Origin of the sequence: Bradyrhizobium sp. WYCCWR 12699, assembly GCF_032144035.1 — a bacterium.
Lineage (GTDB): Bacteria > Pseudomonadota > Alphaproteobacteria > Rhizobiales > Xanthobacteraceae > Bradyrhizobium.
Map to the genome: position 1 here is coordinate 197,159 of NZ_JAVTJN010000032.1, position 13,194 is coordinate 210,352.

Consider the following 13,194-nt stretch of genomic DNA (forward strand, 5'->3'; position numbering starts at 1 on the left):
GATTCTCAGATGCGCAATTGCGCATCATAGCTCGCCGCTTTGCGGCGCCCCGGAATGACGAGAGCCCCTCACCCCACGCTCGCCGTCACCACCGCCATCACCGACAGCAGCAGCACGATCGTCACCAGTTGCAGCGAGGCGACGGGCTGGGTGCGCCATGCCGTGATCTTGTCGGACAGCGACAGATGGGCCTCGAAGAATTTCGGCTCGTAGACGGTCTTGAAGAACGCCGGGAAGCTCGGGCCGAAGCTCACCGCGAACATCGCGTGGGCGAACGAGGCGATCGCGACGAAGATGGCGACGCCGGGATCGCCGACGAGATCGTGGTTGCCGCAGAGCTTGAGCAGGAAGGCGGCGGCGGCGAAGGTCGGGAAGCTCTGCAGGATCGCGGTCAGCGCGAGGCCTTCGATCGCGTTGTGCAGGCGGGACTTTCTGACGGTGGCGATGGCAGCCATGGCACGTCTCCCTGATGACATTGGGATGACGATAGCTGCGCCGGGACGGGCGTGATGTGAGATGGGTCACGCGCCTATTTGGCACCGGCCCAAGGAGCAGGATGGCGCCGGGTTCGCGGCTTCTCGGCGTCCCGGAACGACTACAACTTCCCCTGCCCGTTCATCTGGCTCTGCTGCTGCTGCCGCTGCTTCTCCTGTTCCTTGGCGTGGTGGCGGCCGTAGAGGCAGCCGGCGGCGGCGCCCAGCACGCCGTGATGGCCGGCATAGTGGCCGGCAACGCCACCGACGATGGCGCCCTTGATGCAGCCCTTGGCATTGGCCGCGGAGGTCGCGCCAAGCATGAGCAGTGCGGCGGTCACGGCGAGAAGCGGCGATTTCATGGATCGATGTCTCCAGATGCGATGTCGGACCTTCAACGATTGCGGGCGGGTCCGGGTTCCAGCACCTGGGCAAGGCGCGCCTCGCAGGTAAGCATGCGGCGTCATCGCCAATCGAAAAGCGCGCACCCAAGCCAGCAGCGTCGCCCGCGCTTGCACCCCCATGAACGCGGCATGGCGCTCGAGCGTCATAGTTGGCAAGCACCCTGTGTTTTTGCGGATTGATGGACCCGCGAGGCCCGCGGTAGCGTTTGCAATCCACGGCCGACGAGGGCGGGAGCAGCATGACGGTTGAATCGCTGAACAGGCAACGCGTGCTGCATCTGCTCGACGCCTTCGCGCGTGGCGATATCGAAGCCGCGCTGTCCTGCTGCACCGACGACGTCGACTTCCTCACCCATGCGCCGATCGACGTGCTGCCGCATCTGGTGCCGCGCCACGGCAAGGCCGAGCTGCGTGAACTCTGGCAGACGGTCTGGTCGCGCTATTCGGAGATCCGCTACAAGGCGCCGCACATCCTGGCCGAGGGCGAAGCGGTCGCGACCTACATGCAGGCCTATTTCAAAAAGCGCAGCAACGACCGCATCGTGCAATTCGACATGGCCGTGTTCTACACCTTCCGCGGCGGGCTGGTGGCGGAGATCCGCGAGATCATCGATTCCTACGATCTGGTGCAGCAGGTGCTGGAGCGCGAAATCGGGCCGTTGATCACCGGCGCGCGGGCGGATTAAGCCTCATCTCGGCGCGAGGACCCCACTGGGGCTCGCGCCCAACCCCGGAAAATTACGGGGTCCTGTTGCAAATCTCACATTTCGCAATCAATTGTGCATTGCGAAAACGTGAATTGCGTTTTGGCCAAAACGTCCTATTTTGTTCGTATACAAACGATTTGAGCCCCCCGGCGCCTGACTGCGCATGGGGTTGTTTTCCGTTTTTTTTCGCAAGCCAGCTTCAGGACTGCCCAAAATGACAGAGCATAGCCTCTGGCGTTTCTCGCGCGCGTTGCACCGCGCGATCAACGACCGGCATTTCCAGGACATAGAAGCCCTGATCGACGACGACGTCGAGTGGGCGCTCTACGGCCCGATCGACATGTTTCCGTTCCTCGGCGCGCGCCAGGGCAGGGACGCCGTGCTCGACGTCATCCGCCAGCTCGCCGACAATTTCCAAGTCCGCCGCTTCGACCGCGAGAGCATCATGCTCGGCGTCGATTCCGCCGCCTCGATGGTGCGCTACTCGTTGACCGCGCTGGATTCCAACAAGCCGATCAGCTTGCGGGTCGCGCAGTTCGCCCAGTTCAGGGCGGGCAAGCTCGTCAGCATGCGCGTCCTGATCGACACGTTCGACCTGGTCGAGCAGGCACTCGGCCGCGCCATTCATCTGCCGAAGATGACCCGCGTCGGCTGACGCATGCAACAACAACCTGAAGCGCGATGAGGATCATCGCGCTTCTGAGGGGATACCAACGGGCCCCATTTCGGGACCGATCAAGATGCCGGCTGCGACGTTCTGGCCTCCAGCCCCGCCGGATGCCGTCGCATCGAGACGCTTGTGATCGGGCGCGCCTGTCGCGCGGCCCGTTGGTTCGCTGCCCTGAAATGCCGCCACAATTTCGCAACGATGGATCAGCATTTTGCGCGCGGAATGGCGCATGGTCTTTGCTGACGGCCGATATATATATTCTCGGACAGCATGCGCCGGGGCTCGCGGGCAGGACGATGGAATTCTCGACAGGTTTCGGCTGGACCCGGCTGCCAGTGCTGGCGGCCGCATTCATTCTGGGCTCGGTGCTGACAGTCTCGGCGCAGATCATTCCGCCCTTCTCACCCCCCGCGGCCGCGCCTGACGACGAGGCCGAGACCGAGGCGGTTGCGGAGGCCCCCGACGTCAACGACCCCGACGTGCTCAAAGGCATCGACGTCGACAAGCTCGACTGGAGCCAGCTGGCGGTCGATGCCGGCACCGGCATCGACCCCATGGCCGCCAAGAAGCGCGCCCAGGCCGCCGCCAAGGACGGGCTGGACTGGTCGTCGAACGCCAATGCGAACGGCTCCTCGGCGGTCACGGTCAAGCAGTCCGTGTTCTCGTTCTGGGATACGCGGATCGGCGCCGACATGACGGTGACCGGCGAGCCGCGAACCATGTCCGAGCTGCTGGCACAGAAGGCCACCAACGGCGGCAGCCTGCCGCAATCCTCGGGCAGCGCTTGGGCGACGGCGACCGCGCCCGGCGCGGGTGTGATCTGGGACAAGACCGCGGTGGAAGCCCGCGTCAATCCCGCCTCGGAACAGAGCAAGCTCGGGGCCTCGCTGACCAAATCGGTGCCATTGTCGGGCGACACCTCGCTGACGCTGCAGAACGGCTACAGCGTCAACCAGCAGGGCACCAGCGCGGTGCCCGGCATCGGCGGCCACGTCACCCGCAATTACGAAACCGACCAGTCCGCCAAGGTCACCCTCACCGACACCGGCACCAGCATCACCGCCGGCCAGACGCTGTCGACCACCGACGACAAATGGCTGCGCAAGGTCGGCGCCGAGCAAAAGCTGTTCGACAACGTCACCGTCTCCGGCTCGGTCGGCGAGACCTCGCAAGGCGCGATCAACAAGAGCGTGTCGGCGGGATTCAAGAAGAGCTGGTAGCGACCTCAGCGCCCTCCCGCGTCCCGAAAGCGCATTGCGGCGTTCACACTCTCCTAACCATACGCCACGGCAAAGCCCCCGAATCGTCCGCCCTTGCCGTATCTCGGCCAAGTTGCGGTCAAATTCCGACGCCCTAGTCGGGCTGACCGAATTCGTCGTGCGGGGGACACTCGCGCTGCACTCAACGCGAACAGGGGAACAACGATGAACGCCATGCGCCCGGAAAAGATCGAAGGCACCGAGACCGAGACGGTCGACACCAACCTCGCCGCCGTGACGGAGGTCGAGGCCGGCATCCGTGACTTCGTTCGCAACGACATCGCCTATCTGCGCCGTCCGGCATCGACCACCACCGACGCACCGCCGCTCGACCCGAGCGCGGAAGCCACCGTCAACAACGTCAACTCGCTGATCCAGCGCGTCGCCGGCACCTCGCTCGCCGAGATCGAGAACCTGATCTCCGAGCTCGAGAGCCTGCGCGATCTGCTGCATGCCGAAGGCCAGCGCGTCCAGCGCGAGATCTCCGGCTATGCCCAGCTCAGCCAGGCCGCGATGAAGTCGACCCGCATGATCGCCGACAACGTCGCGCAGTGGAAGCGCGCCGCCGACGGCCTGCGCAACAGCTGATCGCTCAACCAAGCATCACCGGACCGCCGCGTTCCGCAAGGAGCGCGGCGGTTTTGATTCTGGCGGTCTCGTGCCCCGGACGCGGCGCGGCACGCAGTGACGCGCCGCAGAGCCGGGCCTATGGTCCGGCGCATGAGCGGCGAGATGGGCCCCGGCTCTGCGCCGCAGCGTTGCACGCTCCAGCGCGTCCGGGACACGAGCGTTCACCTTTGAACCCCCATCCCTTCCCCGGCGACCAATGCCAGGCGCCCATGGCCTCTTCGGCCGGGCCTGGGGGACATTCCACATGGAAAGCATTCGGCCCGACACCACGGACCCGATCCCGTTGCGGCCCGCGCCGAATCAATTCGGCACGATCATGCTGCGCTTTGTCGGGCTGCTGGCGGTTGCGATCGCCATATTGGCGTTCGTCTATAGCCGCTGAGTGCGGCGGCCGGATGCCGGCCGCGAAAACTTAACGAACTCTTACCGGCTCGCGTCGACGGCCGAGGCTTCCAGGGTGTAGGCGCCATCGGCGTAGCCCTTCACCACCATGCCGGCGACCAGCATCACGGCCAGCGTCGCGGTCGCGAAGATAAATCCAACAAACTTGAGTGCGCCGCGATCAGCCATGGTTCTCGTCCCCTGTCGTCTGCCCAATTCGTTTCAAATAGACAGCGACAGGTTCATAATTAGTTAGCACCTGAGTGGTTCCGCCAAACTGCTTCGCGGTAACCATGTTGCGCAGGCTTATGGCAGCCGCCCGGAATCGCGTCCATAGCGCGCGGGCAACACTCGCCCACGGATTTGGACCGTTCATCTTGGAACAGGTTTAAGCGCTCTTCGCACGCATCGGCACGAAGGCCGAGGCCGTGATGGAATAGACGTCCTCACCGCGCTGGTTGGTGCCGGTGGTGCGGGCGGTCAGGATGCCCCAGCCGGGGCGCGAGGCGGACGTGCGCTTGTCGATCACGACATTGACGTAAGCGACGGTGTCGCCGGCGAGCACCGGCCTGATCCAGCGCAGGTCGCGAAAGCCCGGCGATGGGCCCCACACCGCGACCTCCTCGCCGCGCGAGGCGGCCTCGCGCGCCAGACGCTGGCCGTCAGCGACAAGCAGGCTCATGCAGGCCGAACCGACATGCCAGCCCGACGCGGCGAGCCCGCCGAACAGCGAGTTCTTGCCCTCCTCCTCGTCGAGATGAAAACGCTGCGGATCGAACTTGGCGGCGAATGTCTTGATGGCTTCGGCCGTGAACGTATAGGTGCCGATCTCGCGGCGCTGACCGATCTCGATGTCGTCGAAGAACCGCATCAGACCGCTCCCTCGCGCCGCTTGATCAGGATCGGCGAGGTCATCTCGGCGAGCGCCTCACCCTTGGCGTTGCGCGCGGTGCATTTGAACTTGACGATGCCGAGCTCGGGGCGGCTCTTGGACGTGCGCGCCTCCAGCACGTCGACCTCGAGCGTGAGATCGTCGCCGGGCCGCAGCGGCGACAGCCAGCGCACCTCGTCGACGCCGGGAGACCCCAGCGATGCGGCGCGGGTAATGAAACCGTCGGCCATCATCCGCATCATCAGCGAGCAGAGGTGCCAGCCCGAGCCGGACAGGCCGCGCAGCATGCTTTTGCCGGCAGCCTCCTCGTCCAGATGCATGGGCTGCGGATCGAACTCGGCGGCGAAGGCCAAAATCTCGTCGCGGGTGACGTGGCGCGGGCCGAACGTGCCGAACCGGCCGGGCGGGAAATCTTCGAAGGTCAGGGTCATCTCGGGAAAGCTTTGCGGGAATGACAGATTGTGGCCGCACTTTGCGGCAATCTCAACCCGCCGGCCCGCATGGCTCGTGCTACATACCGGGTGGCGGCGTTGATCCGAGTCGGATCGACCGAGGACCGAGATCCATTTACCAAGGCCCAATGCCCTGGGGAGAGCAATGTTTTCATTCAGCGACCTGTTTCAATGGGACCGCTTCATCACGCCGACGATCATCAAGACCTTCTATTGGCTGGTGATCGCGCTGATCTGCCTGTTCGGTCTCTCCGGCATCTTCTCCGGCCTGGCTGCGATGGCGATCAGCCCGTTCGGCGGCTTCCTGGTGCTGCTGTCGTCGATCGCGAGCGTCGTCGTCGGCATCGTGTTCTCGCGCATCGTCGCCGAGCTGATCCTGATCGTCTTCCGCATCAACGAGCATCTCGGCGCGATCCGCGACCAGGGCGGCGGGATGCGGTGAGGCTCTCGTGTCCCGGACGCGGCGCGGCATGAAATGACGCGACGCAGAGCCGGGACCCATGCATCCGCAATCAAGACTCCTGGGCCCCGGCTCTGCAGCGCACCGCTGACGAAGCGCTGCGATGCGCCCGGGGCACGAGAGCGCCTCTTACGTATTGAACCTGAAATGCATCACGTCGCCGTCGGCGACGACGTATTCCTTGCCTTCGAGCCGGAGCTTGCCGGCATCGCGCGCGCCGGCCTCGCCGCCGAGCGCGACGTAATCCTCATAGGCAATGGTCTCGGCGCGGATAAAGCCCTTCTCGAAGTCGGTGTGGATCACACCCGCCGCGCCCGGGGCCTTGGTGCCGCGATGGATGGTCCAGGCGCGCGCTTCCTTCGGGCCGACCGTGAAATAGGTGATGAGGTCGAGCAGCGTGTAGCCGGCGCGGATCAGGCGATCGAGGCCGGCTTCCTCCAGACCCAGCGTCTCCAGGAAGTCGGCACGTTCGTCACGCGAGATCGTTGCGATCTCGGATTCGATCTTGGCGGAGATGACGACGGCGACCGCGCCTTCCTTGGCGGCCTGGTCCTGCACGGCTTTCGAGAACGAATTGCCTGTGGCGGCCGAGCCTTCCTCGACGTTGCAGACATAGAGCACGGGCTTGGACGACAGCAGGCCGAGCATCCCGAAAGCACGTTCCTCCTCCGCCTTGCGCTCGACGAGACGTGCGGGCTTGCCCTCGCGCAGCAGCACCAAGGTGCGGTTGACGAGGTCGAGTTGCTCCTTGGCGTCCTTGTCGTTGCCCTTGGCCTTCTTGGTGAGGTTGTCGACGCGCTTCTCGAGGCTGTCGAGGTCGGCGAGCATCAGCTCGGTCTCGATGGTCTCGATGTCGGCGAGCGGGGCGATCTTGCCCTCGACATGGGTGATGTCGGAATCCTCGAAGCAGCGCACCACATGCGCGATGGCATCGACCTCGCGAATGTTGGCCAGAAATTGATTGCCGAGGCCTTCGCCCTTGGAGGCGCCGCGGACGAGGCCCGCGATGTCGACGAAGGTCAGCCGGGTCGGAATGATCTGACCCGACTTGGCGATCGCCGCGAGCTTGTCGAGCCTGGGATCAGGCACGGCGACCTCGCCGACATTCGGCTCGATGGTGCAGAACGGATAGTTCGCGGCCTGCGCCGCGGCCGTCTCGGTCAGCGCATTGAACAAGGTCGACTTGCCGACATTGGGCAACCCGACAATCCCGCATTTGAATCCCACGAGCGTTATTCCTTGCCGTTGTCGTCCTTGGTCAAAAATCCCTTCGCCTGCATCGCAAGATGCACCCTGTTGGCGAAGGTCGCGTCCGTGCCCTTGGCGACCAGGCCTGCGTGCTCGGCCACCGCCTCGCACAGCGTCGCCACCCAGTCATTGTCGGCCTTGGCGAAGTCCGACAGCACGTGGCCGTGCACCAGTTCCTTGACGCCGGGATGACCGATGCCGAGGCGCACGCGGCGATAATCGTTGCCGATATGCGCCGAGATCGAACGCAGGCCGTTGTGGCCGGCGATGCCGCCGCCGACCTTCACCCGCACCTTGCCCGGCGGCAGCTCGAGCTCGTCATGGAACACGGTGACGTCGCCAGGCGCGATCTTGAAGAAGCTTGCAGCTTCCTGCACGGCGCGGCCGGACTCGTTCATGTAGGTCGTCGGCTTGAGCAGGATCACGCGCTCCGTGCCGAGCGTGCCTTCGGAGGTCTCGCCCTGAAAGCGGCGGCGCCACGGCGCAAAGCTGTGACGGCGCGCGATCTCGTCGACCGCCATGAAGCCGATATTGTGCCGGTGACGTGCGTATTTCGCGCCGGGATTGCCGAGCCCAACAAAGAGTCGCATGACGCGGCGCGCCCCTCAGCCAGCGCGCGATCAGGGACCGCGCGCCAGCTCTTTCGAGAGATTACTTCTTCTTGTCGCCGCCGGCGGGAGCCTTGGCAGCAGCAGCCGGTGCAGCAGCACCCGCAGCCGGAGCCGCAGCGCCAGCCGCCGGAGCAGCCGCAGCAGCGCCAGGAGCAGCAGCCGCAGCCGCGGCCTTCTGCTCTTCGGCGTAGCCGGACGGCGGCACGATGGTGACGAGGGTCGCGTCCTCGCGGGTCAGCGCCTTCACGCCGGCCGGCAGCTTGACGTCCGCCAGATGCAGCGAGTGACCGATTTCCAGCGCGCCGACATCGGCCTCGATGTACTGCGGAATGCTCTCGACGCCGCATTCGAGCTCGATCGCGTGGGCGACGATGTTGACGGTACCGCCGCGCTTCACGCCCGGGGAGGTTTCCGCCTTCACGACATGCAGCGGCACGCTGATGCGGATGGTGGCGCCTTCGCCGAGCCGCATGAAGTCGACATGGATCGGGAAGTCCTTAACCGGATCGAGGTGATAGTCGCGCGGAATCACGCGGTGCTTCTTGCCCTCGAGATCGATGTCCACCAGCGTGGTCAGGAACCGGCCGGCGAGGATGCGCTGGCGCAGTTCGCGATCTTCGATCGAGATCGTGACGGGGGGCTGGTTGTTGCCATAGATCACTCCGGGCACGCGCCCGGCGCGACGCTCAGCCCGGGCGGCCCCCTTGCCGCTCTTCGGACGTGCGGTCGCCTTCAATTCCTTGACGGTCGTCGCCATGTCGTTAAGTCCTTGTTTTTGCAAAAGTTAATGGGCCGCAGCGCGGCCCATGGCATAGCTCGCAGCAAGCCTCCAGGGGTGCGGGGGCCACGAACTTGGCGGGCTTTTACCCGGAAGATGCGGAAATGACAAGGAGAATGGGCTGGCGGAAGGTACCGGATCTGCCGTCATTCCGGGGCGATCGCGGCAGCGGTCGAACGATGGTGCGCAATTGCGCACCTGAGAATCTCGAGGTTCCGGGTTCGGGTGCGGCCCCCCCGAGCGACGCCGGTCAGGACGTCGGCGCGCCCCCCAGCTTCGCCTCCAGCGCCGCGATGCGTGCCTTCAGCGCCTCGTTCTCCTCACGCGCCAGGCGCGCCATGTCCTTGACCGCCTCGAACTCCTCGCGCTTGACCAGATCCATGTCGCGCAGGAATTTCTCGGCTTGGGTCCGCATCACCGTGTCGAACTCGCGCTTGACGCCCTGGGCGGCGCCGGCGGCATCGTTCATCAGGCGGCCGATCTCGTCGAAAAACCGGTTGTTGGTCTGGGTCATTTCGGCCTCCTGGCAGCTCAGATAAACTTCACGCAAACGCTCGGAAAGACAATGGCAATCCGCGCGAGGCCGTTCAAGTGCCCATCGGCGGTATCCTTGTCATGCCCCGGTTTCCTTGCAATCGTATTCGACGTCCCTGCATAAGAAGAATCACAAGGCGCAAGTAAAAGATCGAACAGATGATCGACCAGCAGATCGCGATCCCCACCAAGGACGGCCACACCGCAACCTTCATCAGCCATCCCGAACGCGGCGGGCCGTTTCCGGTCATCCTGTTCTACATGGATGCGCCGGCGATCCGCGAAGAGCTGCGCGACATGGCACGCCGGCTCGCGACGTCCGGCTATTACGTGATGCTGCCGAACCTGTACTACCGCTCCGGCGTGATGGAGCTCGGTGCGCTGCCGGCCGACCCGAACGCGCCGGAGCGAAAGCGCATGTTCCAGCTGATGGGCTCGCTCACGATTCCCATGATTATGGACGACACGCGAGCGCTGCTCACCTATGCCGAGGGTCAGGCGGAAGCGAACACCAAACTGGTCGGCACCGTCGGCTACTGCATGAGCGGCCGCTACGCCATCAACGCCGCGACGCACTTCCCTGCGAATGTCAAAGCGGCCGCCTCGATCTACGGCGTGCAGCTCGCGACCGATCAGGACGACAGCCCGCATCTCGCCGCAAGCAAGACCAAGGCCGAACTCTATTTCGGCTGCGCCGAGACCGACGTCTATGCGCCGCCAGAGATCATCGAGAAGGTCAAAGAGGGCATGAAAGGCGCGAAAGCCGAGGTCGAGATCTATCCCGGCACGCATCACGGCTTCGCCTTCCCCAAGCGCCCGGTCTATGACCGCGACGCTGCCGAGCGGCATTGGGAGCGTCTGCTGGCGCTCTATCGCCGCAATCTCGTCTAGGTATAGAAGGCGCGATGCCCTTTTTGCTCATCGACTTCCCCGCCTTCAAGCCGATCGCGCTCGAGATTGGTCCGTTCGCGATCCGCTGGTATGCGCTCGCCTACATCTGCGGCATCGTGTTCGGCTGGCTCTATGCGCGTTCGCTGCTGAAGAACGAACGCCTGTGGGGCCGCCCCGCGCCGATCTCGCTGCTCCAGGTCGACGACTTCATCCTCTGGGTCACGCTCGGCATCATTCTCGGAGGCCGCACCGGCTACGTGCTGTTCTACAACCTGCCCTTCTTCATCGACCATCCCGCGGCGATCTTCAGATTGTGGGAGGGCGGCATGTCCTTCCATGGCGGCTTCCTCGGCTGCGTCGTCGCGGTGATGTGGTTCGCCTACCGCAACAAGATTCCGATCCTGTCGCTCGGCGATATCACGACTGCTGTCGCCCCGGTCGGGCTGCTGCTCGGGCGGCTCGCCAATTTCATCAACGGCGAGCTGTGGGGCCGCGCCACCGATGCGAGCTTGCCCTGGGCGATGATCTTTCCCAACGATCCGACCCAGTTGCCGCGACATCCGAGCCAGCTCTACGAGGCCGGCATGGAAGGCATCCTGCTGTTCACGGTGCTTGCGATCATGATCCGCCTTGGCGCGCTGAAGCGGCCCGGCATGATCCTCGGCAGCTTCATCCTGATCTACGGCCTGACCCGGATCATCGGCGAGCATTTCCGCGAACCCGACGCCCAGCTCGGCTTCCTCTGGGGCGGATTAACCATGGGCATGCTGCTGTCGATCCCGATGCTTATCGTCGGCCTCGTCCTTATTGTATTGGCCGTCAGGCGCGGTGCGCCGAAGGCCATTGAGGCTATTCGTTAATTCATTTCGAGAAGATGGCCGTGACCGACCAGCCCTTACTCAACGAGATCAAGGCACTGATCAAAGCCTCGGGCCCCATGCCGGTCTGGCGCTACATGGAACTGTGCCTGATGCATCCGCGCTATGGCTATTACCTCTCGCGCGATCCGCTCGGACGTGAGGGCGACTTCACCACCGCGCCCGAGGTCAGCCAGATGTTCGGCGAGCTCTTGGGCCTGTGGACGGCCTCGGTGTGGAAGCAGATGGGCTCGCCGCAATTCTTGCGGCTGATCGAGCTCGGCCCCGGCCGCGGCACCATGATGGCGGATGCGCTGCGTGCACTGCGCGTGCTGCCGCCGCTCTACCAGGCGCTCCACATCCACATGGTCGAGGTCAATCCCGTGCTGCGCGAGCGGCAGGGTGCGACGCTGTCCGCCGTGCGCAACATCACCTGGCATGACAGCATCGACGACGTGCCTGAGGGACCGAGCATCATCCTCGCCAACGAATATTTCGACGTGCTGCCGATCCACCAGATGGTCCGCCTCGAGAACGGCTGGCACGAGCGCGTGATCGAGATCGATCCCAACGGAAAGCTTCAATTCGGCGCGGCGCCGGAGCCGACGCCGCGCTTCGACGTGCTGCTGCCGCCCCTGGTGCGCGCCGCGCCTGTCGGCGCCGTATTCGAATGGCGGCCCGACGGCGAGATCATGAAGCTCGCCACGCGCGTGCGCGACCAGGACGGCGCGGCCCTGATCATCGACTACGGCCATTTGCGCAGCGATGCCGGCGACACCTTCCAGGCGATTGCACGCCACACCTTCGCCGATCCCCTGAAGGCGCCGGGCCTGGCCGACGTCACCGCCCATGTCGACTTCCAGGCGCTGGCGCGCGCGGCCGAGGATGTCGGCGCCCGCGTGCACGGACCGGTGACGCAAGGCGACTTCCTGAAGCGGATCGGCATCGATACGAGGGCCGCCGCCCTGATGCAGAAGGCAACACCGGAAGTGGGCACCGACATTTCGATCGCGCTCAAGCGCCTGACGGACACCGGGCGCAGCGGCATGGGCTCGATGTTCAAGGTGCTCGGCATCTCCGAGCCGCGGCTGACGGGCATTGCCGGCCTGAGCGATCTCGAACAGGCCGGAGACGATTGATGACGGTCACTTCCTCGCTGCTCGCCGCGGTGCCCGGCCTGCGCCATGCCTTCTTCACCCGTGAAGGCGGCGTCTCAAGCGGCATCTACGCCGCGCTGAACGGCGGGCTCGGCTCCAACGACGATCAGGACCTGGTCGCAGAGAACCGCCGCCGCATGGCCGAGCATGTCGGCGTCGCCGCGGACCGCTTCATCAGCCTGCACCAGATCCACTCGCCCGACGTGCTCGTGGCCGAGACACCATGGCCGAGCGGACCGCGACCGAAGGGCGATGCGCTCGTGACGAAAACGCCCGGCATTGCGCTCGGCGTTTCCACCGCCGATTGCGGACCGGTGTTGTTCGTCGATCCCAATGCGCGCGTGATCGGCGGCGCGCATGCCGGCTGGAAAGGCGCGCTCACCGGCGTGCTGGAGGCGACGATCTCCGCGATGGAGAAGCTCGGCGCCACGCGTGGCGGCATCATCGCCGCGATCGGCCCCTTGATCCGCCAGGACAGTTACGAGGTCGGCAACGAGTTCGTGGCGCGCTTCATCGAGGCGGATGCGGACAACGCCATGTTCTTCATCCCCTCGGTGCGCGAGGGACACGCGATGTTCGATCTCGCCGGCTTCATCCGCAGGCGCCTCGACGCCGCCGGCATCCTGATGATCGACGATCTCGGTCTCGACACCTATGCCGACGAGCGCTTCTTCAGCTATCGCCGCTCGGTGCATCGCAAGGAGCCGGATTACGGTCGCCACGTCCACGCGATCGCGCTGGAAGGGTGAACACAAGAGCAACCTTTACGATCGTCATTCCGGGGCGGTCG

19 protein-coding genes are annotated in these 13,194 nt (G+C 64.9%); 10 read left to right on the forward strand and 9 right to left on the reverse strand.

The genetic code is table 11. The features are described from left to right. Positions 1-68: 68 nt before the first annotated feature. Positions 69-455 (reverse strand): hypothetical protein, encoded by a 387-nt coding sequence (locus RPS27_RS15700; protein WP_211418474.1) that lies wholly within the window; start codon positions 453-455, stop codon positions 69-71. Between the two features lie 140 nt (positions 456-595). Then, positions 596-835, reverse strand: coding sequence for a hypothetical protein (locus RPS27_RS15705; RefSeq protein WP_211418475.1), 240 nt, complete (start codon positions 833-835; stop codon positions 596-598). 281 nt (positions 836-1,116) lie between these two features. Between RPS27_RS15705 and RPS27_RS15710 the strand changes: the two genes are divergently transcribed. The 5 genes from RPS27_RS15710 (at position 1,117) to RPS27_RS15730 (ending at position 4,525) form a co-directional block, all read left to right on the forward strand. Then, a complete protein-coding gene (locus RPS27_RS15710) occupies positions 1,117-1,563 on the forward strand; it encodes a nuclear transport factor 2 family protein (protein WP_211418476.1) in 447 nt (148 codons plus the stop codon). Between the two features lie 235 nt (positions 1,564-1,798). Then, positions 1,799-2,239 (forward strand): nuclear transport factor 2 family protein, encoded by a 441-nt coding sequence (locus RPS27_RS15715; protein ID WP_211418477.1) that lies wholly within the window; start codon positions 1,799-1,801, stop codon positions 2,237-2,239. A 311-nt stretch (positions 2,240-2,550) separates the two neighbouring features. After that, complete coding sequence (locus RPS27_RS15720; RefSeq protein ID WP_212067999.1) at positions 2,551-3,474, forward strand: hypothetical protein; 924 nt, start codon at positions 2,551-2,553, stop codon at positions 3,472-3,474. A gap of 204 nt (positions 3,475-3,678) precedes the next feature. Continuing rightward, positions 3,679-4,101, forward strand: a complete 423-nt coding sequence (locus tag RPS27_RS15725; protein WP_194406111.1) for a hypothetical protein — start codon at positions 3,679-3,681, stop codon at positions 4,099-4,101. Positions 4,102-4,387: 286 nt separating this feature from the next. Next, positions 4,388-4,525, forward strand: a complete 138-nt coding sequence (locus tag RPS27_RS15730; RefSeq protein WP_007614812.1) for a hypothetical protein — start codon at positions 4,388-4,390, stop codon at positions 4,523-4,525. A 41-nt stretch (positions 4,526-4,566) separates the two neighbouring features. On the opposite strand, the gene RPS27_RS15735 is transcribed toward RPS27_RS15730, so the two are convergent. The 3 genes from RPS27_RS15735 to RPS27_RS15745 form a co-directional block, all read right to left on the reverse strand. Beyond that, a complete protein-coding gene (locus tag RPS27_RS15735) occupies positions 4,567-4,713 on the reverse strand; it encodes a hypothetical protein (RefSeq protein WP_018318322.1) in 147 nt (48 codons plus the stop codon). Positions 4,714-4,912: 199 nt separating this feature from the next. Then, positions 4,913-5,395 carry a MaoC family dehydratase gene (locus tag RPS27_RS15740; RefSeq protein WP_212067998.1) on the reverse strand — a complete coding sequence of 161 codons (483 nt, stop codon included), beginning with the start codon at positions 5,393-5,395 and terminating at the stop codon, positions 4,913-4,915. Beyond that, positions 5,395-5,847 (reverse strand): MaoC family dehydratase, encoded by a 453-nt coding sequence (locus RPS27_RS15745; protein ID WP_212067997.1) that lies wholly within the window; start codon positions 5,845-5,847, stop codon positions 5,395-5,397. The genes RPS27_RS15740 and RPS27_RS15745 overlap by 1 nt, the downstream gene beginning before the upstream one ends. 166 nt (positions 5,848-6,013) lie before the next feature. Here RPS27_RS15745 and RPS27_RS15750 point away from each other — a divergent pair, with 166 nt between their 5' ends. Continuing rightward, positions 6,014-6,310 carry a DUF4282 domain-containing protein gene (locus RPS27_RS15750; RefSeq protein WP_018648333.1) on the forward strand — a complete coding sequence of 99 codons (297 nt, stop codon included), beginning with the start codon at positions 6,014-6,016 and terminating at the stop codon, positions 6,308-6,310. A gap of 147 nt (positions 6,311-6,457) precedes the next feature. On the opposite strand, the gene ychF is transcribed toward RPS27_RS15750, so the two are convergent. The 4 genes from ychF to RPS27_RS15770 all read right to left on the reverse strand — a co-directional run bounded on the left by ychF (position 6,458) and on the right by RPS27_RS15770 (position 9,479). Next, the gene (gene ychF, locus RPS27_RS15755; RefSeq protein WP_211418480.1) at positions 6,458-7,555 is read right to left on the reverse strand and encodes a redox-regulated ATPase YchF; all 1,098 of its coding nucleotides are present in this window, start codon (positions 7,553-7,555) and stop codon (positions 6,458-6,460) included. 5 nt (positions 7,556-7,560) lie between these two features. Then, on the reverse strand, positions 7,561-8,166 hold the full coding sequence (gene pth / locus RPS27_RS15760; protein WP_211418481.1) for an aminoacyl-tRNA hydrolase: 606 nt from the start codon (positions 8,164-8,166) through the stop codon (positions 7,561-7,563). A 61-nt stretch (positions 8,167-8,227) separates the two neighbouring features. After that, a complete protein-coding gene (locus RPS27_RS15765; RefSeq protein WP_194406106.1) occupies positions 8,228-8,944 on the reverse strand; it encodes a 50S ribosomal protein L25/general stress protein Ctc in 717 nt (238 codons plus the stop codon). A gap of 271 nt (positions 8,945-9,215) precedes the next feature. Then, the gene (locus RPS27_RS15770; RefSeq protein WP_211418482.1) at positions 9,216-9,479 is read right to left on the reverse strand and encodes an accessory factor UbiK family protein; all 264 of its coding nucleotides are present in this window, start codon (positions 9,477-9,479) and stop codon (positions 9,216-9,218) included. 179 nt (positions 9,480-9,658) lie between these two features. On the opposite strand from RPS27_RS15770, the gene RPS27_RS15775 reads away from it, so the two are divergent. The 4 genes from RPS27_RS15775 to pgeF are packed head-to-tail and all read left to right on the forward strand — an operon-like array spanning position 9,659 to position 13,153. Further along, complete coding sequence (locus tag RPS27_RS15775; protein ID WP_211418483.1) at positions 9,659-10,390, forward strand: dienelactone hydrolase family protein; 732 nt, start codon at positions 9,659-9,661, stop codon at positions 10,388-10,390. Between the two features lie 14 nt (positions 10,391-10,404). Beyond that, the gene (lgt, locus tag RPS27_RS15780) at positions 10,405-11,250 is read left to right on the forward strand and encodes a prolipoprotein diacylglyceryl transferase (RefSeq protein WP_212067996.1); all 846 of its coding nucleotides are present in this window, start codon (positions 10,405-10,407) and stop codon (positions 11,248-11,250) included. 20 nt (positions 11,251-11,270) lie between these two features. Further along, the gene (locus RPS27_RS15785) at positions 11,271-12,386 is read left to right on the forward strand and encodes a class I SAM-dependent methyltransferase (RefSeq protein WP_194406102.1); all 1,116 of its coding nucleotides are present in this window, start codon (positions 11,271-11,273) and stop codon (positions 12,384-12,386) included. Continuing rightward, positions 12,386-13,153, forward strand: a complete 768-nt coding sequence (gene pgeF / locus RPS27_RS15790) for a peptidoglycan editing factor PgeF (protein WP_211418485.1) — start codon at positions 12,386-12,388, stop codon at positions 13,151-13,153. The genes RPS27_RS15785 and pgeF overlap by 1 nt, the downstream gene beginning before the upstream one ends. Positions 13,154-13,194: the final 41 nt, after the last annotated feature.

Bases quoted from the DNA above. Each gene is read 5' to 3' on its own strand.
- pgeF (WP_211418485.1), top strand. From the start codon at position 12,386: ATGACGGTCACTTCCTCGCTGCTCGCCGCGGTGCCCGGCCTGCGCCAT.
- RPS27_RS15735 (WP_018318322.1), bottom strand. From the start codon at position 4,713: ATGGCTGATCGCGGCGCACTCAAGTTTGTTGGATTTATCTTCGCGACC.
- pth (WP_211418481.1), bottom strand. From the start codon at position 8,166: ATGCGACTCTTTGTTGGGCTCGGCAATCCCGGCGCGAAATACGCACGT.
- RPS27_RS15720 (WP_212067999.1), top strand. From the start codon at position 2,551: ATGGAATTCTCGACAGGTTTCGGCTGGACCCGGCTGCCAGTGCTGGCG.
- RPS27_RS15750 (WP_018648333.1), top strand. From the start codon at position 6,014: ATGTTTTCATTCAGCGACCTGTTTCAATGGGACCGCTTCATCACGCCG.
- RPS27_RS15705 (WP_211418475.1), bottom strand. From the start codon at position 835: ATGAAATCGCCGCTTCTCGCCGTGACCGCCGCACTGCTCATGCTTGGC.
- RPS27_RS15715 (WP_211418477.1), top strand. From the start codon at position 1,799: ATGACAGAGCATAGCCTCTGGCGTTTCTCGCGCGCGTTGCACCGCGCG.
- RPS27_RS15745 (WP_212067997.1), bottom strand. From the start codon at position 5,847: ATGACCCTGACCTTCGAAGATTTCCCGCCCGGCCGGTTCGGCACGTTC.
- RPS27_RS15765 (WP_194406106.1), bottom strand. From the start codon at position 8,944: ATGGCGACGACCGTCAAGGAATTGAAGGCGACCGCACGTCCGAAGAGC.
- RPS27_RS15700 (WP_211418474.1), bottom strand. From the start codon at position 455: ATGGCTGCCATCGCCACCGTCAGAAAGTCCCGCCTGCACAACGCGATC.
- RPS27_RS15770 (WP_211418482.1), bottom strand. From the start codon at position 9,479: ATGACCCAGACCAACAACCGGTTTTTCGACGAGATCGGCCGCCTGATG.
- RPS27_RS15730 (WP_007614812.1), top strand. From the start codon at position 4,388: ATGGAAAGCATTCGGCCCGACACCACGGACCCGATCCCGTTGCGGCCC.
- RPS27_RS15710 (WP_211418476.1), top strand. From the start codon at position 1,117: ATGACGGTTGAATCGCTGAACAGGCAACGCGTGCTGCATCTGCTCGAC.
- RPS27_RS15775 (WP_211418483.1), top strand. From the start codon at position 9,659: ATGATCGACCAGCAGATCGCGATCCCCACCAAGGACGGCCACACCGCA.
- RPS27_RS15725 (WP_194406111.1), top strand. From the start codon at position 3,679: ATGAACGCCATGCGCCCGGAAAAGATCGAAGGCACCGAGACCGAGACG.
- lgt (WP_212067996.1), top strand. From the start codon at position 10,405: ATGCCCTTTTTGCTCATCGACTTCCCCGCCTTCAAGCCGATCGCGCTC.
- RPS27_RS15740 (WP_212067998.1), bottom strand. From the start codon at position 5,395: ATGCGGTTCTTCGACGACATCGAGATCGGTCAGCGCCGCGAGATCGGC.